Consider the following 24,829-nt stretch of genomic DNA (forward strand, 5'->3'; position numbering starts at 1 on the left):
ATTAATATATAGTATTAGACTGTTTAAAGTAACAGCAGATTTCTGTTACCTAATATTCTATACTAATTGGAACATTTAAATTAAATAGGATGATGAAAAAAGCAAAGCTTTACGGAAATGTAATAAAACTTGATAATACTGATGTTATCTTACCACCAGCATTGCAATCAAAGTTTGAGCTAAAAAGAGTGTTTGAAGTCTCTTCGACAAGATCTGAAAATAAAGCCATAACCATTGACATTGAAGATGATGAAATATTGTCTATTCAATTCTCAGATGATACAGAATGGATTGGCTACCCTGACGATTTGCAAGATATTTATGATCCGGATACACTTGAAAAAAGATCAATAAATAACTGTGATTATTTATTTGAAACACAAATTTCAAGCGAAGATGTGTCACGAGGATTAATAAGTAGAGCTATTGTTAAATTGTTCAGTGTCTTTAAACCTAAACCAGTTGCGAAAGTTGCAATTAGTACTATTGCTAAAACTTACGATAATAAAACCCAGCAATATCCAGGATTATATCATATAGATAGTGCATTTAAATTATCACCAATTAAGCTAATGGTTGATAAGAAATATCTTCTCTTTATACATGGTACTTTATCTACAACCATTGATGCTTTTGGTGACATTAAAACTAGCGATAGTTGGCAAGAAATTTTAGATTGTTATAGTGATAATATCATTGCTTTAGAGCATCATACCTTAGCCGTAAGTCCATTACAAAATGCATTAGATTTTCTTAATAGTTGTCCAAAAGATTGTAGCATAGATATTATTAGTCATTCAAGAGGAGGCTTAGTGGCTGATATTCTTGCAAAATGCGATTATAGAAATTTTACATCTCAAATTGGTTTTAGCGAAAATGAACTAGATATTCTAAAAAAAGAGGACAAGGTCTCTTATGGTTTGATGTTAAAAATTAATGAAGTCGCCACAGTAAAGCGATTAAAAATTGGAAAAATCATAAGAGTTGCTGCGCCAGCGAGTGGAACAACCATATTATCTAGACGAATTGATCATTTTTTTAACTTACTATTAAATGCGGTGTCACTTGCTTTTGGTGTTCGTAATCCTATGTATGGAGTTGTGAAATCATTTCTTTTAGAGCTAATCTCACAAAAGGAAGACCCTGAAGTTCTTCCAGGTTTAAATAGTATGATGCCAGAATCACTTTTTCAAAAAATGATGAATTCTGGTGATACTTTTGTGATGAGTGATTTGTATGTTATTTCTGGTGATTCAGACATTTCAGGAGTCAACTTTAATTCTTTAAAAGTTATTCTAGCTAATTTATTTTATAGAGCACCAAATGACTTAGTTGTAGATACTAAACGAATGTCTCATGGTTTTCTAAGAAAAAATGGCGCTTTCGAATATAGGTCTAAAGGAGGAAATACTAATCATTTTAAGTATTTCTCTAATCTCAGTTCTCAGCACGCAATATCTGAGGCACTAAAAGCTAGCGAAGATAATCCTGTTGTAAATTATAAAAAGATAGTGTATTCAAATAGCGATCGTGGTGTCGTTTTAGATTTGTTCTCTATGGATGGGTTTTCGTTGAAACCTAAAAATGTTACAAGAGATGTTGTTATCATAATTCCAGGAATTATGGGATCTAGTCTTTCAACAAATGGTGAAGAACAGTGGGTAAATATGCGAAACCTTAATAAAGGGGCTATTCCCAAAGATTTGAATATCAGTTCTGGCTCTGTAGAAGCTTCTGGAATTATCAAAAAATTCTATTTAAAAATTGCCAATTACTTTGCCACAGACTATGACGTTATCACCTTAGAGTATGATTGGAGAAAATCTCTTACAAATGCTGTTAAGCAATTAGATGATTTAATAAATACCTTACTAAGTGAAAATGTCAATATTAATATAGTTGCACATTCCATGGGAGGTTTAGTCGTTCGACATTATATGATGCATCAATTTAATACTTGGAAGAAATTTTTAAAAAATGATAATAATAAATTTTTGATGCTCGGTACACCATGGCTGGGTTCATATCTAATTATGGAAGTTTTAACTGGACATAGCAAACGTGTGAAACAACTAGCTGCAATTGATTTTAAAAATGACAGAAAAGATTTATTAAAAATATTTTGGAAATATCCTGGTGTCTTTGAATTACTTCCTATTGAAACAAATGGAAAAAGAGAGTTTTGGGAAGCCGAATTTTGGGACAAATTAGATGAGGAATCTAATTTAAAACACATGCCACCAACCAAGAATAATAAGAAAGCACTAAGTGGATTCAATGCTTATAGAAATGATGTCATTAAGTTTTTGGAGCGTATTGAAAACGACAAATCACTTTTTAAAAACATTTTCTATATCTGTGGTAAGGCAGATAAAACAGTATTTGATTATACATTTAAAAAGAAACTATTTTCAAAATTTGATAGACTTGTGTATAAAACGACGTCTAATGGAGATGGAAGTGTTACTTGGCAAACTGGAATTCCTAAACAATTAAAAGGTAGTAAGAACTTATATTACACCAATACATCTCATGGAGATTTAGCTAATGAAGCTTATATTTTTGAAGGCCTTAAAGATATTATTAAAACAGGAAGTACTAATAAACTAAATACTAATGAGCCTAAATCTAGAGGTGGAGAAATTATAGGGGAATCGTATGAATATGCCGAACCACTTTATGATGAAGATCGTGTTTTAAATTCAATTTTTGGTTGTGAAGAATCTTCAAAAATTGAAACAGAACGAATTAACGTTACCGTTGTTAATGGTGATTTAAAAGTATCATCTTACCCCGTGATTGTTGGACACTTTTTTATGGATTTGATATTAAGTGCTGAAAAAGCACTAGATGGCTATCTTAATAATCGTTTGTCACAACGTATGGATATTGGTTATTATCCAGGTAAAATTGGTGAGAGCGAAGTGTTTTTTAATTTAAAAACACAACCTAAAGGCGCTATAGTTTGTGGCTTAGGAAACAACAATGAACTCACTACATTCTTATTAGCTAAAACTGTTAAACTGGCAACATTGAAGTATGCCATGTTTATGAGGGATAATTATACATTACCTCAAGCTAAGCGTTATGCAAATGGTATTTCTGCTATATTAATAGGTATTGGCTATGGAAAATTACCAATTGAAGACTCTCTAAAAGGGATATTACTTGGGATATCTGCAGCTAATTCTTACATTAATGAGCGAGGTGAAGGACTTAAACCAATTCAAAACTTAGAGATTGTTAACTACTATGAATCGGTTGCTAGCCAGGCATATTTTAGTTTAAATAGAATAAAAGGAAATGACAATCGCATTTCTTTTAATTTAAACAAAGGAATAGTTCCACGAGCTGGAGCTAAGAAAAAAAGAATGTTCATTGACGATGTATACAATTGGTGGTATAATTTGCATATTAGTAGCGTCATCAAAACACAAAACGATTTAAAGGCTTTACAGCAAATTGATGGATTTAAATATTTTGCTTCCAATGGTTTGGCTAGAGTAGAACAAGAGAAGGTTGGTATAGGGATGCATAAAATTCAATTTATGTTACAGGAAAACCATTATCAATCCTTTTGGGATAAACGCTTATCTAAGACACTTTTTGAAATGTTAATTCCAAATGACTTTAAAGATGTCTTCAGAAACCAAACCAATATGGTAATCAAATTAGATAAAGCGGCAGCTCAAATTCCATGGGAATTACTTCATGATTCAGATACTGATGAAACTCCAGCATCTGTAACTTCAAGCTTTATTAGACAACTGGTTATTGAAAATGCAGATAATTATGATCAGATAGAACTTAATAATGTCAATGCTTTTGTTGTAGGTGATCCTAATTATCAAAGTGAAAGTTTACCACAATTAGCTGGAGCGAAAGCTGAAGCTGAATGGGTGTCTAATCAGCTAAATCATAATGGTTTTTCACCTTATTCATTAATAAATAGTGATGCAAGATCTATTTTATCTGAAATGTTTAATAGGCGATATAAGATTTTACATTTCTCTGGACATGGTCTCTATGATATCGAAAATGATGAGGTTGGAATTGCTATTGGAAGCGGTATATGTATTGATCCAGCAATGATAAAACAATTGGGCTACGTGCCAGAATTTGTATTTATTAATTGTTGTTATTCAGGAACGATTAAAATCGAAGATGAAAGATATACTAAAGATAGATATTTATTAGCAGCCAATGTGGGAACACAACTCATAGAAATGGGAGTTAAGGCAATTATTATTTCTGGATGGGCAGTTGACGATGACGCTGCAAAAACCTTCTCTGAAGTATTCTATGAAAGAATGTTTGATGGTTATGACTTCGGAACATCTGTACAAAAAGCCAGACTTGCATGTTATCAAAATCACCAAAAAACAAGTACCTGGGGAGCATATCAATGCTATGGAAATCAATATTATAGATTTAATAACAGAAAAAAATCTATGAAGGAAGATTTGGAATACATTATTCCGTCACAAGTGTACACAGATTTAGATAATTTATTGATTGGCATAAGAGATCGAAAATATAATACGAACAAGGCTATAAAAAAACTTGAAGATTATATGGTAAAGGTCGAAGAAGCCAATCTTTTAGATGCCAAAGTTTTAGAAAAAGAGGCCTTGGTGTATAATGAACTTGGTAAAAGCGAGATAGCACTTCAAAAGTTTAAAGACTTATTTCTCTATACAAGTGGGAATTTTTCAATAGAAGCACTAGAGCAATATTGCATTATAAAAACCAATCATTTAACAAGTGAAAGTATTGAAGAGGACCTAAGAGAAATTGAATTCTTGACTTTAATTGGTAGAAATCCAACCAGATTAAACATTGTTGCAAATGCATACAAGTTGGCATCTACCTATTTTGATAAGAAAATTGATAAAGTAAAATATTTAGAAAAAGCCTATGACCTTTATGAAGATTCCTATAAGGCTTCTGTTAACCACTATCAAGGTAGTTGCTTAGATGCAATTTCTAATTTAATTTTTATTGGTCATATTCTGGAATTACAGGGACAAGGAAAGCTTTTAGATAGAATGAATAAAAGTAAAGCTTTTGAAAATGTTGTAGATGTAGAAAGTTATCTGTTAGATTTCTATAATGAACTCGAAGAGTATGATAAAACAGATTTAGATATTTCAGTGTTAATAGGAATGGCCGAAGCCAGTTATGGTTTAATGCTATTGAAAAGCAATTTCAAGCCAGATATAGAGTTGCAAATTATTGAAAAATTTGAAGACGTATTCTCGTTGTTATATAGCCCAAAATTCATTGATTATGAAATCATTCAAATTAACTTCTTATTAGAATATATTGAAGATGAGGTTATTCGAGAACAACTTGAGCAAATCAAGATAGAAATTCAGAAATTGATTATTTAAAATGGCAGTAGAACTTAAATTTGATTATCCGCAATATCAAAACCTTATAAAGGTTGTATTAGAAAAAGAGTATAGTATAAACTTAATCAGCAACTATAGACCAGATAGAGGTTCGATTAAGTTTGTTGACTTTGCAGATCCTGAGAAGCTTTATTTTATAGATGTTTTTTCAGAAAACAGTGAGACAAACTTTAATGATGTTGATGAGAATTTTGAAAATATTGAGCAAAAATTTCAGTTTTTGATTAACAAATTTAAAGGCCAAGAGATAACTTATATTGCGGTTTTTTATGATAATATTGCTAGAACTTTTAGAAAATCTTTTCTATCAAAGTATAATAATGTTTCCAGCACAAAATATATCTTAATAAATGTATTCGATAAGAATGATATTCTTGATATGGCAAATCGGTATCGTATTGATTTAAGGCCTTACTACGAGCCTGTAAAAGAGAAAACAGCGAATAGATTAGAGTTTGAGCCCTTGCAATCGGATACTAATACATCAATTGAGCAAAGTGCTATTAAAGGTCAGAAATCTGAATCAGCATCCTATGAGAGTGCAATCGAAAACATGTTTACCGAACCTCAGAAAAAAGGATTTAATGATTTGTTCTCAAAAAGAAAGCCAGAAAGACCTAAAGCCAAGCCAGAACCCAAAAAAGAGCCTGTTAATTCAGATAAAATCCCTTTTCATTTAGATTTGGTTGAAGATGTTGATCGCTTAAATCGAGAGCCAATAGCAAAATCTTTAACTCGTCTTCTAAATAATCAAATATTTAAAACTAAAATAAATAAAGAAGATCAGGAAAAGTCAAATGTTGCATTTATGGTACATTTGCAAGGAGCTTGGGGAGATGGGAAATCAACATTTTTAAATCTAATAGAAAAGAACTTAAACTCAAAAAGCAATTCCTGGAAAGTAATCCATTTTAATGCTTGGCAAAATCAGCATATTTCTCCACCATGGTGGCCATTTTTAGATCAAATTTATAGGCAATCTATTTGCAGCTTTCCTTTGCATAAAAAACCATATTTATGGGGCAAAGAACGAATGCGACGATTAATTAAGTATCGTGGTTTTTCGAGAGTTATTATCATTTTTTTGGTCATTTTGTTTTCCATTTGCGTTTTATTATTTCAAACAGAAATCTTTAATTTTTTAATGCGACTCGGGCTTTTTTCTGATTCAAAAAATAATGCGAGTTTAAAAACTATTTTTGATACTATAGTAGCCATTAGTTCTGTGATAGGTCTTTTCTATACATTGGCAAGTTTCATTAGCAAACCTTTTTTCATATCCTCACCAGAGGCTGCAAAAACGTTTTTAGAAAAAGCAGCTGATCCAATGCAAAAAGTTAAAAAGCACTTTCAGTCTTTGATATCAGATATTGAAGCATGTGGATTTAAAACAGCAGTATTTATTGATGATTTAGACCGTTGTAATGATAAATTTACTGTAGAGCTTTTAGAAGGAATTCAAACGCTTTTTAGAGATAAACAAGTATTGTATGTAGTTGCTGGAGACAAGCATTGGATTAGTACGTGTTTTGAAAATCACTATAAGAATTATAATGATGTTGTAAAAGAACCAACTCAAAAACTTGGGTATTTGTTTTTAGAGAAAGCATTTCAATTGTCATTGAGGCTTCCAAATATATCTGGTGATATAAAAAAAAGTTATTGGGAATATATTTTACAAGTCAATGCTAAGGAAAACCATTCAGAAAAACATATAGATAGAGAACGAAGGCAAGAAATTATAGATGATATACAGAGAGATTATAAAACAGATGATTATACATCGCCTTCTGTTGTTCAAGGGTTTAAGAAAAAATATAATTTAAAAGATGGAGAAGCTACAGATATTACATTAGAAATATTAGATATGGATAATAAGGATGTCAATCACATCTTACAAGCGCATTTCGATTTGTTAGATACTAACCCACGAGGAATTAAACGACTTGCTAATCAGTATAATATCTATAGAAATACTTTAGTAGCCGAAAGAAAATCATTTAGTAGAGATAAATTGTTTAGGTGGATAATTCTGCAAAATAAGTACCCAGTTTTTACAGATTGGGTAGAGCACAATTTGCATCTAATATCTGGAGATATTATTGATGAAGCTCAATGGAAAAAAGATATGATAAATGATTTGCTTTGGAAAACATTAGTTCAGGATGAGAACAATTTAAAGGGAGGGACGTTAACTACAGAAGATGTTAGAACTTTTACTGGTCAACAAAACTGATATTGCTATCTTAGTTAATATTCTAACCATGCTTGTTTAATACTAATACCTAATTTTCCATAACTTAGTGTCTAAATCATATTCCAATGAAAATTTTTAAATTATCAATTATCATAACTCTTGTGTTGAGTTTTGGCTGTCAAACAGAAGTTAAAACTGAAGCTAATGTTGAAGATTCACCAACTGAAAGAACTACTGAGAACTATTTGACGCCAAATGAAAATGACCAATTTTTGGGAGGCATTCGATTAATCCCAATCACAACTCCTAAAGGTCAGTTTAATGTATGGACGAAACGTGTGGGTAATAACCCTACTATGAAAGTCCTGTTATTACATGGAGGACCAGGAATGACTCACGAAATCTATGAATGTTTTGATGGTTATTTTCCGCAAGAGAATATTGAATATTACTATTACGATCAATTAGGGTCTTATTACAGTGATCAACCTAAAGATATATCACTTTGGGACTTAGATCGTTTTGTTGAGGAGGTAGAACAGGTAAGAATTGCTCTAGGGCTTAACAAATATAATTTTTATCTCTATGGACAATCTTGGGGAGGAATATTAGGCATGCAGTATGCGCTAAAGTATCAAGAAAATTTAAAAGGGTTAATCATTTCTAATATGGTAGCTTCAATTGATGATTATAACAAGTATTCAGCTGAAGTTTTAGCTCCTAAATTGCCTAAAGAGGTATTAGAAAAAATTCTTGCTTATGAAGACGCTCAAGATTATTCTAATGAAGAGTATTTGAGCTTAATTGTTGAAAATTATTACCCTAAGCATGTAATTAGAATGGCTACTAACAATTGGCCCGACCCAATAAACAGAGCATTTAAACATCTAAATCCAGATGTATATGTAACGATGCAAGGACCAAGTGAATTTGGAATTAAAGGGAATGCAACTTTGCTTAATTGGGATGTAAAAGACAGACTCAAAGAGATTTCTATACCAACGTTGACTATTGGAGCCACTCATGATACCATGGATCCTGAGCATATGAAATGGATAGCTGCTGAAGTCCAAAATGGGAGATTTCTTTTATGTCCTAACGGAAGTCATCTTTCTCAGTTTGACGATCAGAAAGTATTCTTTGCTGGTTTGATTGATTTTATAAAAGATGTCGATGATGGAAGTTTTGGAGTTAATTAAGAAAAGTGTTACGGGAAATTTGATGAAATCACGTAGATATAACATTATTGATATGTTAAATATGAACTTGAACAAACCCTGTTTGGAGATTAAAATAATAATTAATTAAAAGCTTATAGTTATGGTAGATGATGGAAGTAAAGAAGGTGCAACATGGCCAATGCCAAAATTTAGATTTGAAGTCGATTTAGGAATTGAAATGAAAAGCGTTGCGTTTCAAGAAGTTTCAGGTATGGATGTTGAAAATCAAATTATTGAATATAGAAAAAGTAACAGCCCTCAATTTACAACTGAAAAAATGCCAGGTATTGTTAAATATGGAAACGTAACCATGAAACGTGGGGTTTTTATAAACGACAATGTTTTTTGGGATTGGCATAAACAAATTACTATGAATACTATAAAGAGACGCACAGTCCTTATTAAACTTTTAGATGAGCAAGGAAAAGTAACTATGCAGTGGCAACTCAATAATGCTTGGCCAACAAAAATAACGAGTACCGATTTAAAATCTGATGGAAACGAAGTTGCTGTAGATACTTTAGAAATAGCTCATGAGCAATTAATAATCACTAATAGAAATATTCGTTAATCGGTTATTAGTTTACGTCTTTGTTTTACAATAATAAACACGAGAAGAGATAATATACCAAATACTGAAAACCCAATAAATAATGGAAGAACGGAGGTTTTAACAAAGCTTCCAATGTAATTTGCAATAGGTACTGCCATAACGGTAGATACAAATCCGTTGATAGCTGCACCAATTCCCGCAATATGTCCTAAAGGCTCCATTGCTAATGACCTTAAATTTCCGAAGAGAAACCCAACGGCGAAAAATTGAACTAGGAAAAAAGTTATTAAAACATGGACGCTAGGATTATTTCCTGAGTAAAATAGTATTACATATAATAATGAAATAATGGCATAGGCTATTGTTGCATAATAAGCAATATTAAAGGAGCCAAACTGTATTACAAGACGACTATTAGAAAAGGTTGCTAGTCCTACTGAAAGTGCCGTGCTTGCAAAAATATAAGGAAAGAGCTCTCCCAATTGATATTGCTCTTGAAATATTTGTTGCGATGTACTTAGATACACCATAAATGACCCCGTAATAAACCCTGAGACTATAGTAAAAGCAATAGCTTCTCGATATTTTATAAATTCTATGGTGCCAGTAATAAAAATTTTTGGTGAAAATTTAATGCGATTACTTGAGTTTAAGGTTTCTGGTTGGCGTTTCCAAAACCATAATACAATTAATAACCCAATAACTAGATTGGCATTAAAAATGGCTTTCCAATCAAAAAAATCTAAAAGTAATTGACCAAATGTTGGAGCTACAATTGGTACTAGAATAAAAAACATGACTATGATGGACAAGATCTTTGCCATGAAATCTCCACTATATGTATCTCTAGTCATTGCAATGGCAATAGTTCTAGGAGAGGAGAGACCAATACCCTGTAGAATACGACCAATAATCATCACTTCAAAATTATTAGTAGTCACACAAATAATACTAGCAATAACAAATACTGTAAATCCAATATAGACCATTAATTTTCTCCCAAAGCTATCAGATAAAGGCCCGAAGATTAATTGTCCAAATCCTAAGCCCAAAAAAATCATGGTAATTAATAATTGGTTGTCATTAGGATTTGAAACCTGTAATGCTTCTCCAATTTCGGGTAATGCTGGTAGTAAGGCATCAATAGATAGTGCTACAATAGACATCAATGATGCCATGAGTACAATAAATTCAATTTTAAAGTTTGGTTTGTTTTGCATCTTGCAAAAATAAGCCAATTATTGTCTATTTTTATGGTACTTGTATTGTAATAATTAATAATAAAATTCATAATGCTTACAAAAACACTTATTAAGCTATTTACTAGAGATTTAGAGGCTTTAAAGCAAGAGGTGACATCTTATTCTGATGAATCCAAATTGTGGCTTGTATCTGAGCATATTTCAAATTCTGCTGGAAACTTAAGCTTGCATCTTGTTGGGAATCTTAATCATTTTATAGGAGCTACTTTAGGGAATTCAGGTTATATTAGACAACGTGACTTAGAATTTTCACTTAAAGATGTACCTCGTGTAGATATGTTAAAACAGATTGATGAGACTATATTAGTAGTGACTTCGGTGTTATCTGATTTAACTGAAGATGATTTGCAAAAAGAGTACAAGCGACGTGCCGACGAAGATTTTATGACGACCGAATACTTTCTAATTCATTTAACGATGCATTTGTCTTATCACCTAGGACAAATAAATTATCACAGACGCTTATTAGATAACTAATATTATGATCACTTTTGATAATTATAAGATTCAACTTTTACAGCCAAATGAAGGGCAAATGTTTTTTGAATTGATAGATTATAATAGACCTAGATTAGAAGATTTTTTTGCTGGAACCGTATCTAAGACTTTGACCTTAGAAGATACTATAAGCTATTGTGAAGAAATTCAAAAGCGTATCAAAGAGAAAAGCTATTTGCCTTTTATGATTACAGATATTAGGACCAATACATTTGTTGGTTTGGTAGATGTTAAGAATATTGATTGGAATGTTCCAAAAGCAGAATTAGGGTCGTTTATTGATTCTAAACATGAAGGTCAAGGAGTGACCACAAAAGCAACAAATTTGGTTATCGATTATATTGTAGACACCTATAAATTTATAAAACTGTTATGTCGTGCTAGTACAAGAAACAAGGGAAGCGTTGCTGTAATTCTCAAGAATGGTTTTGAACTCGAAGGGACCATTAGAAATGACTATAGAACTACTAAAGGTGAGATAGTTGACTTGAATTATTATGGTCGCGTTTTTTAAGTTATTCTGTTAAACACTTGCCAAATAACTACTACAATCCGTTGGTGATGTGTAACTTTAATTAATAATTCCAATTTTATGAAAATTAGATACGTCATTGTTGCTACTATTACATTATGCTTGTCTTTTAATTCCTTTTCTCAAGACATGTCTTTTGAGGATTATAATCCAAAATCAACATTAGTAGTTCCGGGACAGGTTATTAACAAAGCCAAGTTCCCATTTATTGATGTACACGGACATCAATATCAAATGCCTACTCAGGATTTAACAGATGTGGTTGCTGCTATGGACACGTTAAATATGGCTATTATGGTTAATCTGAGTGGCCGTACAGGAAATGATTTAATTAAATCTGTGGCAAATATTGACTCTAATTTTCCAAACCGTTTTGTTGTGTTTTGCAATATTAATTTTGAAGGAGCAGGGGCAGAAGGCTGGATAGAAGAGAAGGTAGCTCAACTTAAAGCCGATGTAAAGCATGGCGCTCGCGGACTTAAAGTTTACAAAAGTCTTGGTTTGCGTAATAAAGATGTGGATGGTAAACGTTTAGCGATTGATGATCCAAGGTTAAATCCTATATGGAGAACTTGCGGAGAATTAGGAATTCCAGTATTAATTCATGCAGCAGATCCTAAACCGTTTTGGGATGATTTTGATGGTGACAACGAGCGATGGTTAGAATTAAAAACACGACCGCGTCGTAAACGTGGTCCAAATAATCCAGCGCCTTGGGAGCAAATTATCCAAGAACAGCATAATATGTTTAAAGCGAATCCCAATACGACATTTATTAATGCCCATATGGGCTGGTTTGCTAACGATTTAGATAAACTTGGTAAATTACTTGATGAGATGCCAAATATGAATGTTGGGATTGGAGCAATAATTGCAGAATTAGGTCGACAGCCACGTTTTGCAAAGGCTTTTTTTATTAAATATCAAGATCGTATTCTCTTCGGAAAAGATAGTTGGAAACCAGATGAATTCCCCACCTATTTCAGGGTTTTAGAAAGTGCCGATGAATATTTTAAGTACCATAAAAAATACCATGCGTTTTGGCCAATGTATGGCCTAGACTTACCAGATGATGTGCTTAAAAAGGTATATTATAAAAATGCCTTGCGTATAGTTCCAGGTTTAGATAAAAGTAAATTTCCAGATTAATTACAACGGAATATTTCCATGCTTACGTTTTGGTCTATCTACCTGTTTATCTTCTAACATAGCAAAAGCTTTTATTAGTTTTCGTCTGGTATGCTTTGGCAATATTACTTCATCTATAAATCCACGTTCCGCTGCGCTATATGGATTTGCGAAGAGTTCGGCGTATTCAGCTTCTTTTTCTTTCCACTTAGCTTCTTTATCTTCTGCAGCATTAATATCCTTTTTAAAGATAATTTCCGCAGCTCCTTTAGCTCCCATGACTGCAATTTCTGCACTTGGCCAAGCAAAATTCATATCACTACCAATATGCTTTGAATTCATCACATCATAGGCGCCTCCATAAGCTTTCCGAGTAATTACAGTAATTCTAGGCACTGTTGCTTCGCTAAATGCATAGAGTAATTTTGCACCATGAACAATGATACCATTCCATTCTTGATCGGTCCCAGGCAGGAAGCCAGGAACATCTTCTAATGTTAATAATGGAATGTTGAAACAATCACAAAAACGAACAAAACGAGCTGCCTTCTTTGAACTGTTTACATCAAGTACTCCAGCTAAAAACATAGGTTGATTTGCAATAACACCAATGCTTCGTCCGCCTAAGCGCGCAAATCCAACAATGATGTTTTCTGCATGATCTTTATGAATTTCATAAAATGTATCTTCATCAATAATACCTTCAATAACCTCGTGCATGTCGTAGGGTTTATTAGCATTATCAGGAACAATAGTCGACAAACTATCTCTAATTTCATCACTCAATGTGTAAGGTAAGTGATCAGGAGTTTCAGTGTTATTTTGTGGTAAATAGCTAAGAAGTGATTTTACATCTTCTAAACACTCCACATCATTAGAAGAGGTTTTGTGCGCAACGCCAGATTTGGTTGAGTGTGTACTTGCACCTCCTAATTCTTCACTACTAACTTCTTCGTTGGTAACTGTTTTAACTACATTTGGTCCTGTAACGAACATATAGCTGGTATCTTCAACCATAATCGTGAAATCAGTCATCGCAGGAGAATATACTGCGCCACCAGCACATGGTCCCATGATCGCTGAAATTTGCGGTATTACTCCAGATGCCTGTACATTTCTATAAAAGATATCTGCATAACCTCCTAAAGAGCGTACACCCTCTTGAATTCTTGCACCTCCAGAATCATTAAGACCTATAACAGGAGCTCCTACCTTAACAGCTAAATCCATTATTTTGCATATTTTCTCGGCATGGGTTTCAGATAAAGAGCCTCCAAATACTGTAAAGTCTTGCGCAAATATATACACAAGTCTTCCGTCTACAGTGCCGTAACCAGTGACTACACCATCGCCATAAAATTTCTGATGTTCCATTCCGAAATCTTTAGTACGGTGTGTTACTAAAGCTCCAATTTCTTCAAATGACCCTTCATCTAAAAAGTACATGACACGTTCTCTTGCTGTAAGTTTTTTCTTTTGGTGCTGTTTGTCAATTCTAGCTTGTCCACCACCTAAATAGGCTAGTTGAAGTTTGTCATTAAGGGTTTTTATTTTTGAATCCATATGTTTTATTTTATCACAGAATTTGAAATCTTTATATGATATTTTTTAAGTTATTGCTTTGTCAGGTTGAGCGCAGTCGAAACCTAATTGCGTCTACATATTTAACTTGGAATACGTAATAACTTTTGCTCTTCTAGATAACGTTTTAAAGCAATCATTGCTGCAATTTTTGCCTCAGTTTTTTGTTGATCAATTAACGCTTCAGGAGAATAATAGCGCTTAACAAAGTGTGTGTCAAAATTACCGCTTTGGAAAGCCTCATGCTCACATACATAAGTTCCAAAAGGGAGTGTAGTTTGTATGCCTTCAATTTGATACTCTTCGATAGCTTTTAGCATTAATGATATGGCTTCGTCTCTAGTGTTTCCATAAGTGATTAATTTAGAGATCATTGGGTCGTAATAAATAGGGATTTCCATGCCTTCTTCAAATCCGTTATCGACTCTAATTCCATCACCTTTAGGTAATTTATAGGTGTCTAAAGTTCCAACGCTAGGCAGGAAGTCATTTAATGGATCTTCGGCATAGACACGTAATTCTAAAGCATGACCATGAATTTTTATATTCTCTTGTGAATATGGCAATACTTCGCCACGAGCTACTCTAATTTGGAGTTCAACTAAATCGGTGTTTGTTATGATTTCTGAAACAGGATGCTCAACTTGTAATCGCGTGTTCATTTCTAAGAAATAGAAGTTATGCTCATCATCAAGTAAAAACTCAACAGTTCCAGCGCCTACATAATCACAGGCTTTGGCTACTCTTATAGCAGCTGCTCCCATTTCAGCACGACGCTCAGGTGTTAGTACACTAGAAGGTGCTTCTTCGACTACCTTTTGGTGGCGACGCTGAATACTACATTCACGTTCAAACAAATGAATAACATTGCCGTGAGTATCAGCCATAACTTGAATTTCAATGTGTCTGGGTGAAGTCACATATTTTTCAATAAATACAGATCCGTCTCCAAAGGCATTAACAGCCTCGCTAATGGCTCGATCCATCTGAGATTCAAATTCTGATTCTTTTTCAACTATACGCATGCCTTTTCCACCACCTCCAGCTGAGGCCTTGATTAAAATAGGAAAGCCAATAGATGCGGCAATTGTTTTCGCTTCAGCTATGTCTGTAATGGCTTTGTCTGTTCCAGGAACCATTGGGATATCATATGCTTTTACAGCTTCTTTGGCTGCTAATTTACTTCCCATCACCCGAATGGCATGTGATTTCGGACCAATAAAAATAATATTATTAGCCTCACAACGTTCGGCGAAATCTGCATTTTCACTTAAAAACCCATAGCCTGGATGAATGCCATCTACATTTAGACTTTTGGCAACCTCTATGATTTTGTCACCTAATAAATAGGATTGATTTGATGGTGCCTCCCCAATGAGAACAGCTTCATCTGCATACTTTACATGTGGAGAGTGTCTATCTATGGAAGAGTATACTGCAACAGTTTTTATTCCCATTTTTTTTGCAGTTCGCATTACGCGAATAGCTATTTCTCCTCGATTTGCTACTAATATTTTCTTCATATGAATGTTAGTCTTGTTATGAAAATGAAAGTGTATTAGGCTTCAAATTCTATGAGTAATTGGTTTTTTTCAACAGCATCGCCTTTTCCTACTGAAATAGATTTTATAACTCCAGTTCTTGGGGAGGTTAAAACGTTTTCCATTTTCATTGCTTCTAAGATTAAAAGGGTGTCATTTTCATTGATATCTTGACCTTCTTCAACGTTAACTTCTAGAATAAGTCCAGGCATTGGAGCTTTTACATTATTCACCGTTTTGGAGCTTCCAGCCTCAAATCCCATATCTTTTATTAATGAGTCTAATGTATTGTTTATGTTTGTCTTATATATATTGTTGTTAACTTTTACTTCATATGTTTTTTTGTAAAAATCTGAATCAGTAATTTCAGTTTTATAGGAAGTATTCTCTTGTAGAATATGATATTTATAATCAGAAGTTTGAATGCTATTTAGTTGAGATATTTCTGTTTCAGTAATATCAAAATCAAATGATGAGTTGACATTTACTTTGAAGGATTTACTCATAGAAACGTGTTTTAAATTTTGTGTAAAGGTAACGAAATATAACGTTTTCGTAAACCATAATTACTTGCAAAATAATTAAAAATTATTACAATAATTATAAGTTGTTTTCTGGTTTGAAATTGGAGTTTTCTTGATGTTTCTTTATCGCTTTGTGAGATAGAATAATGCCAAGAATTAGAGAAACAAAAGCACCAATCCAAATGCCTGGAATAAAATCTATAAATAAGAAAAAGTCATAAAATCCGTGGAAGATTATCGCAAGCAAGAGTCCTAAAAGATTTAGCTTGATTCTATTTTTAGAAAATTTCGCTTTACCCATATAATAACCCATTAAAATACCAAAGGTTGCGTGCGCAGGGACTGCTGTAAAGGCTCTAAGAATGCCAGTGATATATCCACCTTCTAAAACATAAAGTACATTCTCTGTAGCAGCAAAACCCATAGAAACCATTACGGCATACATGATGCCATCAAAGGGTTCATCGAATGATTTTTTTGGCTGTGCAAAAAAGCGTACAATAATATATTTACTAAATTCTTCAGTTAGGCCAACAACTAAAAAGGCTTTTACGAATTGTTGTGGGACACTAAATTCATCTTTTAAGGGCAATACAATATCAAAGCCAACATAGATTATAGTGGTAATAATAATGCTACCAATGGCTCCAAGTAAAAAACATGCTAATAATAGTCCTTTTGGCTCTTTATCATACTTATCTTTAAAATAAACATAAAGTATAATAATGAAAATAGGAGCTACAGCTAACAAGAGTAAATTTATCATATATGAAAAATAACGAAAATTATTAAGATAGTTTTGATTTGATAGCATTCAACACAAATTCATAATAACTTTTGTTGCTTGGAACAAAGTGCATATTCTCTTCTGAAAATTTTAAGAGGTGCTGAAATTCAGTAATATCAACAAACTTTAAAGATTCTACCTCTTCTTTTTGAGGAGTTAGGTCTATAATAGCTACATTCACTTCTGCGATGAATGTATTGTGAAATTCATTATCAATAATGCCATTGTCATAGGATTGAAAGCAAGGAAAAACTCCAATTTTGATTAGTTGAGCCTCAGAAATAGTTATACCAATTTCTTCTTTTGCTTCTCTTACAGCAGCTTGTTCTGGTGTTTCACCAGCATCAATATGACCAGCAACAGAGACGTCCCATAGTAGTGGGCAAATCACCTTTGTGGCTGCGCGTTGTTGCAATAGAATATAACCTTCCGAAGTATAAAACCATACATGAGCGGTATTATGTAAATGACCTTTAGAGTGAATTTCAGATTTAAGTGCTGATATTCCTGTTGGTTGGCCATTTGCATCAACAATGTCAATATATTCCTCCATGACTAAACATTATAATACTGACTTTATACACTTCACTAAAGCATTAAAGTCGGCTTTTGTATTAAATAAATGGCATGAAACACGAATGTATTGACCTCTAAATGACACAAATATATGTGCTTTGAGGAGTGCGCTTTTTAAAGCATTAATATTCAATTGTTGCGGAAGTTTTATGCCAAACAAATGATGTGTTCTATAATCTGGGTGCTCAATGAGACATCCTAATGCCATAAGCTCTTCTGAAGCTTCAATTGAAATGGAACGACAATAGTCTTGAATAGCTTTTGGTGTCCACTCAATGACTTGTTTTAAGGCTTCTATTTGCATTTTGACATATATAAAGCTTCCGCTTTCTCCAACAGTATAACGGTTGGCAAAGGGTTTATATGTGTCCTGATAATTGGTTAAATCTGACAGTTTTTCGCTGTGTAATCGATTTGCCCAATTGTTTTCTATAGGCTCACCATGATCAAAAAAATCACCATAGTAGGCGTAGCCGCAGCCATAGGGACCGAATAACCATTTATAACCTGCGCATACTAATGCATCTGGTTGAATGTCTTTAATCGAAAACGGATAGGCACCAATCGTTTGACTACCATCTACAATGAGTAAAGCATTGTGTTGTCTAGATTTTTCTCTAATTGATTTTAAGTTGAAAATGGTGCCATTTGACCAATGGATATTTCCTAACGCAACAATAGCAGTATTCGAGTTAATGGACTCCAGAATAAGTTTATTCCATTGCTTTCCATTATTATGTGTTAAGTTTGGACTAGCAATAGTTATAATTTTAGCATTATATTTTTTAGCAAGTTTCTTCCAAACATAAATATTGCTTGGAAACTGTTCTTCTATAACTAAAATTTCATCACTTGAATTTAATTTTATATTGTTAGCAACTGTAGCCATTCCATACGATACCGAAGGAATACTTGCGATGCGTTCAGATTCATCTGTATCTATAAGTTTTGCAAATAAAGATTTTAGTTCTATTACTGGATCAAAAAAATCTGATGTTGGAATGGTATAAGGCTTACTTTTTTGAAGTACAGCCTCAAGACCAGCTTGTTCAACAGCTTTAAAAGAAGGCGAGAGACTAGCTATATTTAAATAGGTCACGTTTTCAGGAATACTGAATACATCTTTTTGGTCTTTCATTGTTTTATATTTTATCATGCCGAGCACAATCAAAATCTAAAATAAATTTTGATTGCTCTCGAACAGATAAATAAATTATTTAATCAAAATAAGAAAAGGTATCACCATCCTTAATTTTGAGTAATGTTTCGTAAATCATTCTAATTACATTTTCCACATCTTCACGGTGTACCATTTCCACAGTTGTGTGCATATAACGCAGTGGTAATGAAATTAAAGCAGATGCAACGCCTCCATTACTGTAAGCAAAGGCATCAGTATCTGTTCCAGTGGCTCTAGAAAGTGCAGACCTTTGAAATGGAATTTTCTTAGACTCCGCAGTATCTGTGATTAAATCTCTTAATTTTTGTTGTACAGCAGGAGCATAGGCAACCACTGGACCTTTTCCTAGTTCTAAATGACCTTCTTTTTTCTTGTCGATCATTGGTGTAGTTGTATCATGGGTAACATCGGTTACAATGGCCACATTAGGTTTGATGGTTTCTGTAATCATCTGAGCACCTCGTAATCCAATTTCTTCTTGTACAGAGTTGGTGACGTATAATCCGAACGGTAAGGTTTTTTTATTTTCTTTTAGTAAACGTGCTACTTCTGCAATCATAAATCCACCCATTCTATTATCTAAAGCACGACAGACAAACTTATCCTTATTTAGAATATGAAACGTATCTGGATAAGTTATGACACAGCCTACATGAATCCCTAACTTTTCAACCTCTTCTTTATTAGAGCAACCACAATCTATAAATATGTTATTTGGTTTTGGTGACTCTTCTTTAGCTCTATTTCTAGTGTGAATAGCTGGCCATCCAAAAACGCCTTTTATAATACCTTTTTTTGTGTGAATATCTACAATTTTACTTGGTGCAATTTGATGATCACTTCCGCCATTTCTTATAACATAAATTAATCCATTATCCGAAATATAATTAACATACCAAGAGATTTCATCAGCATGTCCTTCGATTACAACTTTGTATTTTGCTTTAGGATTAATGACTCCAACAGCTGTTCCATAAGTGTCAGTAATGAATTCATCAACATAAGGTTTTAGGTAGTCCATCCATACTTTTTGCCCATTCCATTCATAACCAGTTGGAGCGGCGTTGTTTAGATATTTTTCAAGAAAATCTAATGATTTTTTATTAAGTATACTTTTTTTTGCCATAGAGATGTATTGTTTCAATTTCCGTAAAAATAAAAGGATTTCTTCAGTATTAAAATCTTACCACGCTAAAATTTGTAACAAAATGCAGTATTTTTACACTAATACCCACAATAACCTAATCATCTAAATTAATATATAATGAAGCTAGTCATTAATGGTTTAACAAAAACGTATAAAAATGGTGTAAAAGCCATCGATAATTTAAGTCTTGAAATAGGGACAGGAATGTTTGGATTACTTGGTCCAAATGGTGCAGGAAAATCGTCTCTTATGAGAACCATAGCCACTTTGCAAAGCCCAGACTCTGGCAGTATAACCTTTGGAGATATCAATATTTTAGAAGATAAAATGGCGCTTAGAAAAATTTTGGGGTATTTGCCACAATCATTTGGTGTATATCCTAAGATGTCAGCTGAAGCACTATTAGATTACTTCGCAACGCTTAAAGGTGTAAGTTCAAAATCTGATAGACAAGCTTTGGTTAAAGAAGTATTGGAGATTACTAATTTATATGATGTTAGAAAGAAGCATGTTGCTGGATATTCTGGTGGTATGAAACAACGTTTTGGAATTGCACAATTACTTCTAAATAACCCAAAACTTATTATTGTTGATGAGCCAACAGCTGGATTAGATCCAGCAGAACGTCACCGTTTTTTAAATGTGCTTCGTGAAGTTGGAACCAACTGTACTGTGATTTTTTCGACACATATCGTTGAAGATGTCAAAGAATTGTGTAACGAAATGGCCATATTGAATGGAGGACGAATTTTAAAGCATTCTACACCATCAAAAGCTAGAGAAGAATTGAAAGGAAAGATTTGGTCTAAGGTTATTGATAGAGATGATTTAGAAGCTAATGAGGTTACATATAACATCTTGTCTTCAAATTATAATGAGGATAATTCGTTAAATATTAGAGTCTTTTCTGATGAGTTGCCTGATTCAGATTTTACTCAGGTTGAACCTCAATTGGATGACGTGTACTTTATAGCTTTAAAACAGGATGAGCCTGTATTAAGCTAATTTAATTCTCTAATCACATTTAAAAGTACATTATGTTTTCTACTATATTTTTTCATGAATTGAAGCATTGGTTTAAGAAACCAGCTTTCTATATTTATATGTCCATTTTCTTTGCATTGGCATTGTTTATGGCTGCGACTTCGGCTGGTATATTTGATAGTATTACGGCTACAACAGGCTCATCTCGGATTGTGAATTCACCATTTGGAATTAGTAATTTGTTTAATGGTTTAACCATCTTAATTTTTTTCTTATTCCCATCAATTATAGGAGTGTCTGTGTATCGCGATTATAAGAGTGAAATGCATACCATTTTATATTCGTATCCATTTACAAAAGCTAATTATCTATTTGCGAAGTTCTTTAGTTCAATCGTGATTGTGACGTGTATTGTTTTAGCAATCGGCATTGGAATGTTTATCGGATTTAGAATGCCTGGAACTAATTCAGATTTGGTTACTTCATTTGATTTTAAATCCTATTTTGATGCATATTGGTTATTTATTTTGCCTAATATTTTATTGTTTGGAGCTATCGTATTTGCCGTTGTGACTTTTACAAGAAGTATCGCAGCAGGGTTTATAACTGTCTTGATATTATTGTTTGTCCAAGGCTTAACCGAAAGTTTTTTATCAGATCCAGAACATCGCTATTTAGCTGCTCTTGTTGATCCTTATGGTGCTGCAGCTACTCAGTATTATACAAGATATTGGACTATTTCTGAACAGAATGAATTTCATATTCCAATTAAAGAGTTGATTTTATATAATCGTATGATCTGGCTAGGAGTAGCGAGTTTGATTTTTGGTTTTGTCTATAAGTTTTTCTCTTTTAGTCAAAACGCAATTTCATTTTCTTGGTTTAAAAAGAAGCAAGGAGAGCGTGTTACAAAAAGTAATTTTGGAGGTATAACCAGAATTAATCTGCCAAAAGTTAATTTTGATTATTCGTTTCTTCAAAATTTAAAAACCTCATGGAAGATTTCTAATGTAGAGTTTAATTATATCTATAAAAATATTCCATTCTATGCCATTGTTTTATTTGGACTCATTTTCGTTTTAATTATTATAGCCGATGTCGGTAACCCTTTCGGTACACGTACTTATCCGATGACATGGAAAATGCTAAGAGGTGCAACCGCTTTTGCTTTTTCAATTAATATTTGCACCTTTTTATATGCAGGATTGCTAGTTAATAGGAGCAAGATAAGACGAATGAATGAAATCGAAGATGCAACTCCAATCCCAAATTGGACCTTGTTTTTGTCAAAATTTATTGCAATAATTAAAATGCAAATATTATTGCTTTTAGTCGCAATGTTTGCTGGAATATTGTTTCAATTATATAAAGGCTATTATGATATTGAACTTGGATTGTATATCAAGGAATTATTTGGACTTCGTTTATTAAATTATATGGTTTGGGCGTTTTTAGCTTTATGCTTGCATACGCTTATCAGAAATCCGTACTTAGGATTATTTGTATTACTTGTTATTTGGATAGGAATCCCATTTTTAAGCCTTGCAGGTGTTGAACAAGATTTATTTAAATATAATGAAGGACCTGGATTTGGTTATAATGACATGAATGGTTATGGGGATTCTTTAGGGCGCTATGTGCTTTACAAACTTTATTGGGTTCTTGCTGGATTAATATTAATGGTTCTTGCTGGATTGTTTTGGGTGCGAGGTTTACCGCATTCGTTCAAGGAACGTTTGTCAATCGCAAAATCTCGATTTAAAATGCCTGTAATTGTTACAAGTACTGTTTTACTTATTGCTTTTCTAACCTTGGGTTTCAGAATTTTCCATGAAACTAATATTGAAAATGAGGCATATTCTTCTAAAGAACGCGAAAAATTACGTGTTGATTGGGAGAAAACTTATAAAAAATATGAAGACGCGTTACAACCTAGAATTGTAGCTGTTAAAGCTGATGTTAATTTATTTCCAAAGTCTAGGGATTTTGAGGCTTCAGGTGAGTATCTTATGGTGAATAAAACAAACCAAGCTATTGATAGTCTATTTCTCAATCATAACGATTACATAAGTACATTTGTGTTTGATAAGGCTAATGCTTTAGTGTTAGAGGATACCTTATATGAATTTGATATTTATAAGCTGAAAGCACCTTTGTTGCCTGGAGACTCATTAATTTTGAAGTTTACAGTTAAAAATGAGCCTAATACTTTACTGACTAGAAATTCTCCAATTCGAGAGAATGGAACTTTTATCAATAACATGCAATTATTTCCAAGTTTAGGCTATAGTCCAGGTAGAGAACTCAGGGATAATAAGACGCGTAAGAAATACGATTTACCTCCCAATGAACTAAGACCGCATCCATCAGATTCTTCAGCGTTGGGAAATACGTATATTTCTAAAGATAGTGATTGGATCGATTTTGAAACAACTGTAAGTACTAGTGAAGATCAAATTGCGATTGCTCCTGGGTATCTACAAAAAGAATGGGTAGAAGATGGAAGACGTTATTTTCACTATAAGATGGATAGTAAGATTTTAAATTTCTATGCTTATAATTCTGCTGAATATGAAGTTAAGAGAGATAAATGGAATGACGTTAACTTAGAAATTTACCATCATAAGGGGCACGAATATAACCTCGATCGTATGATGGCTGGGATGAAAGCCTCATTAGATTATAATAGCGAGAATTTCAGTCCGTATCAACATAAGCAATTGCGTATTGTTGAGTTCCCTAGCGGTAGCTTTGCACAGTCTTTTCCTAATACGATTCCTTTTGCAGGTGATGCCGGATTTATTGCCGATGTTGATGATAGTTCTGAAGGTGGTGTAGATTACACCTACGCTGTTACAGTACATGAAGTCGCACATCAATGGTGGGCGCATCAGGTTATTGGAGCAGATGTATTAGGAGCTACGATGTTGTCAGAAAGTTTATCAGAATATGTATCTCTTAAAGTTCTTGAAAAAGAATTGGGTAAGTCTCAAATGCGCAAATTTTTGAAGAAAGCTTTAGATGATTATCTAACAGCAAGAACCTTTGAAAATAAGCGTGAAAATGCGCTCATGTATAATGATGGGCAAGGTTACATCCGCTATCAAAAAGGATCATTAGTATTATATGCTTTGAGCGATTATATTGGAGAAGAAGTTCTTAATAATGCTTTGAAAACCTATGTTGAAAAAGTGAAATTTCAAGAGCCTCCTTACACTACGTCAATTGATATGGTTAATCATATCAAAGCAGTAACCCCAGATAGTTTGCAATATGTGATAAAAGATATGTTTGAAACCATAACCTTGTATGATAATCGTATAGAAGACGCTTCTTATACTGAAATGGATAATGGTAAGTATAAAGTAGATATTAAATTTAATGTGAGTAAATATCGAAATGATGAAAAAGGAAAGCGTTACTATTCGGAAGACGGAAGAGATTCTATTTCCTATTTAGCTGAAGGAAAAAAGAAGCCAATATTATCAGTAAAATTGGAGGATTATATTGATATTGGGATTTTTACAGAAGACGATAATGATGGAGATAAAAAAGAACGTATACTGTATCTAAAAAAACATAAAATTACGGAGATAAATAATTCAATTTCTATTATTGTTGATGAAAAGCCAACCGAAGTTGGAGTAGATCCATACAATAAGTTGATTGATACACAGTCTGATGATAATCGACAGAAATTGTAAG

17 protein-coding genes are annotated in these 24,829 nt (G+C 33.1%); 9 read left to right on the forward strand and 8 right to left on the reverse strand.

All coding sequences use genetic code 11. The annotated features are described in order from the left end of the window. Positions 1–89 precede the first annotated feature (89 nt). The 4 genes from ACTU6T_RS13210 (at position 90) to ACTU6T_RS13225 (ending at position 9,402) form a co-directional block, all read left to right on the forward strand. Positions 90–5,393, forward strand: coding sequence for a DUF7379 domain-containing protein (locus tag ACTU6T_RS13210; protein ID WP_460218665.1), 5,304 nt, complete (start codon positions 90–92; stop codon positions 5,391–5,393). 1 nt (position 5,394) lies between these two features. Beyond that, complete coding sequence (locus tag ACTU6T_RS13215) at positions 5,395–7,650, forward strand: KAP family P-loop NTPase fold protein (RefSeq protein WP_460218666.1); 2,256 nt, start codon at positions 5,395–5,397, stop codon at positions 7,648–7,650. A gap of 86 nt (positions 7,651–7,736) precedes the next feature. Continuing rightward, on the forward strand, positions 7,737–8,810 hold the full coding sequence (locus ACTU6T_RS13220) for a proline iminopeptidase-family hydrolase (protein ID WP_460218667.1): 1,074 nt from the start codon (positions 7,737–7,739) through the stop codon (positions 8,808–8,810). 121 nt (positions 8,811–8,931) lie between these two features. After that, positions 8,932–9,402, forward strand: coding sequence for a phage tail protein (locus tag ACTU6T_RS13225; protein ID WP_460218668.1), 471 nt, complete (start codon positions 8,932–8,934; stop codon positions 9,400–9,402). Here ACTU6T_RS13225 and ACTU6T_RS13230 read toward each other — a convergent pair. Next, positions 9,399–10,604 carry a multidrug effflux MFS transporter gene (locus ACTU6T_RS13230; RefSeq protein ID WP_460218669.1) on the reverse strand — a complete coding sequence of 402 codons (1,206 nt, stop codon included), beginning with the start codon at positions 10,602–10,604 and terminating at the stop codon, positions 9,399–9,401. The genes ACTU6T_RS13225 and ACTU6T_RS13230 overlap by 4 nt on opposite strands. A gap of 72 nt (positions 10,605–10,676) precedes the next feature. Between ACTU6T_RS13230 and ACTU6T_RS13235 the strand changes: the two genes are divergently transcribed. The 3 genes from ACTU6T_RS13235 to ACTU6T_RS13245 all read left to right on the forward strand — a co-directional run bounded on the left by ACTU6T_RS13235 (position 10,677) and on the right by ACTU6T_RS13245 (position 12,825). Continuing rightward, complete coding sequence (locus tag ACTU6T_RS13235; protein WP_460218670.1) at positions 10,677–11,123, forward strand: DUF1572 family protein; 447 nt, start codon at positions 10,677–10,679, stop codon at positions 11,121–11,123. 4 nt (positions 11,124–11,127) lie between these two features. Beyond that, positions 11,128–11,658, forward strand: a complete 531-nt coding sequence (locus ACTU6T_RS13240; RefSeq protein WP_460218671.1) for a GNAT family N-acetyltransferase — start codon at positions 11,128–11,130, stop codon at positions 11,656–11,658. A gap of 78 nt (positions 11,659–11,736) precedes the next feature. Beyond that, positions 11,737–12,825, forward strand: a complete 1,089-nt coding sequence (locus ACTU6T_RS13245; protein ID WP_460218672.1) for an amidohydrolase family protein — start codon at positions 11,737–11,739, stop codon at positions 12,823–12,825. On the opposite strand, the gene ACTU6T_RS13250 is transcribed toward ACTU6T_RS13245, so the two are convergent. The 7 genes from ACTU6T_RS13250 to ACTU6T_RS13280 form a co-directional block, all read right to left on the reverse strand. Further along, entirely contained in the window at positions 12,826–14,367 is a 1,542-nt protein-coding gene (locus tag ACTU6T_RS13250; protein WP_460218673.1) for an acyl-CoA carboxylase subunit beta, read from the reverse strand. It lies immediately after the preceding gene. A gap of 101 nt (positions 14,368–14,468) precedes the next feature. Then, positions 14,469–15,908 carry an acetyl-CoA carboxylase biotin carboxylase subunit gene (locus ACTU6T_RS13255; protein ID WP_460218674.1) on the reverse strand — a complete coding sequence of 480 codons (1,440 nt, stop codon included), beginning with the start codon at positions 15,906–15,908 and terminating at the stop codon, positions 14,469–14,471. Positions 15,909–15,943: 35 nt separating this feature from the next. After that, positions 15,944–16,432 (reverse strand): acyl-CoA carboxylase biotin carboxyl carrier protein subunit, encoded by a 489-nt coding sequence (locus ACTU6T_RS13260; protein ID WP_460218675.1) that lies wholly within the window; start codon positions 16,430–16,432, stop codon positions 15,944–15,946. A gap of 94 nt (positions 16,433–16,526) precedes the next feature. Further along, a complete protein-coding gene (locus ACTU6T_RS13265) occupies positions 16,527–17,213 on the reverse strand; it encodes a PrsW family intramembrane metalloprotease (RefSeq protein ID WP_460220772.1) in 687 nt (228 codons plus the stop codon). Positions 17,214–17,238: 25 nt separating this feature from the next. After that, the gene (locus tag ACTU6T_RS13270) at positions 17,239–17,790 is read right to left on the reverse strand and encodes an NUDIX hydrolase (protein WP_460218676.1); all 552 of its coding nucleotides are present in this window, start codon (positions 17,788–17,790) and stop codon (positions 17,239–17,241) included. Between the two features lie 9 nt (positions 17,791–17,799). Next, complete coding sequence (locus ACTU6T_RS13275; protein WP_460218677.1) at positions 17,800–18,951, reverse strand: aminotransferase class V-fold PLP-dependent enzyme; 1,152 nt, start codon at positions 18,949–18,951, stop codon at positions 17,800–17,802. A gap of 79 nt (positions 18,952–19,030) precedes the next feature. Next, positions 19,031–20,119 carry a M42 family metallopeptidase gene (locus tag ACTU6T_RS13280; RefSeq protein WP_460218678.1) on the reverse strand — a complete coding sequence of 363 codons (1,089 nt, stop codon included), beginning with the start codon at positions 20,117–20,119 and terminating at the stop codon, positions 19,031–19,033. A 138-nt stretch (positions 20,120–20,257) separates the two neighbouring features. Between ACTU6T_RS13280 and ACTU6T_RS13285 the strand changes: the two genes are divergently transcribed. Both ACTU6T_RS13285 and ACTU6T_RS13290 read left to right on the forward strand, forming a co-directional pair. Beyond that, positions 20,258–21,145, forward strand: a complete 888-nt coding sequence (locus tag ACTU6T_RS13285) for an ABC transporter ATP-binding protein (RefSeq protein WP_460218679.1) — start codon at positions 20,258–20,260, stop codon at positions 21,143–21,145. Between the two features lie 32 nt (positions 21,146–21,177). After that, complete coding sequence (locus tag ACTU6T_RS13290) at positions 21,178–24,828, forward strand: ABC transporter permease/M1 family aminopeptidase (protein ID WP_460218680.1); 3,651 nt, start codon at positions 21,178–21,180, stop codon at positions 24,826–24,828. The last annotated feature ends 1 nt before the right edge of the window (position 24,829 follow it).

The sequence above is a fragment of the Psychroserpens citreus genome, assembly GCF_055686305.1.

Coding starts and splice junctions, on each gene's coding strand:
- ACTU6T_RS13210 (WP_460218665.1), top strand. CDS start 90: ATGATGAAAAAAGCAAAGCTTTACGGAAATGTAATAAAACTTGATAAT.
- ACTU6T_RS13215 (WP_460218666.1), top strand. CDS start 5,395: ATGGCAGTAGAACTTAAATTTGATTATCCGCAATATCAAAACCTTATA.
- ACTU6T_RS13220 (WP_460218667.1), top strand. CDS start 7,737: ATGAAAATTTTTAAATTATCAATTATCATAACTCTTGTGTTGAGTTTT.
- ACTU6T_RS13225 (WP_460218668.1), top strand. CDS start 8,932: ATGGTAGATGATGGAAGTAAAGAAGGTGCAACATGGCCAATGCCAAAA.
- ACTU6T_RS13230 (WP_460218669.1), bottom strand. CDS start 10,604: ATGCAAAACAAACCAAACTTTAAAATTGAATTTATTGTACTCATGGCA.
- ACTU6T_RS13235 (WP_460218670.1), top strand. CDS start 10,677: ATGCTTACAAAAACACTTATTAAGCTATTTACTAGAGATTTAGAGGCT.
- ACTU6T_RS13240 (WP_460218671.1), top strand. CDS start 11,128: ATGATCACTTTTGATAATTATAAGATTCAACTTTTACAGCCAAATGAA.
- ACTU6T_RS13245 (WP_460218672.1), top strand. CDS start 11,737: ATGAAAATTAGATACGTCATTGTTGCTACTATTACATTATGCTTGTCT.
- ACTU6T_RS13250 (WP_460218673.1), bottom strand. CDS start 14,367: ATGGATTCAAAAATAAAAACCCTTAATGACAAACTTCAACTAGCCTAT.
- ACTU6T_RS13255 (WP_460218674.1), bottom strand. CDS start 15,908: ATGAAGAAAATATTAGTAGCAAATCGAGGAGAAATAGCTATTCGCGTA.
- ACTU6T_RS13260 (WP_460218675.1), bottom strand. CDS start 16,432: ATGAGTAAATCCTTCAAAGTAAATGTCAACTCATCATTTGATTTTGAT.
- ACTU6T_RS13270 (WP_460218676.1), bottom strand. CDS start 17,790: ATGGAGGAATATATTGACATTGTTGATGCAAATGGCCAACCAACAGGA.
- ACTU6T_RS13275 (WP_460218677.1), bottom strand. CDS start 18,951: ATGAAAGACCAAAAAGATGTATTCAGTATTCCTGAAAACGTGACCTAT.
- ACTU6T_RS13280 (WP_460218678.1), bottom strand. CDS start 20,119: ATGGCAAAAAAAAGTATACTTAATAAAAAATCATTAGATTTTCTTGAA.
- ACTU6T_RS13285 (WP_460218679.1), top strand. CDS start 20,258: ATGAAGCTAGTCATTAATGGTTTAACAAAAACGTATAAAAATGGTGTA.
- ACTU6T_RS13290 (WP_460218680.1), top strand. CDS start 21,178: ATGTTTTCTACTATATTTTTTCATGAATTGAAGCATTGGTTTAAGAAA.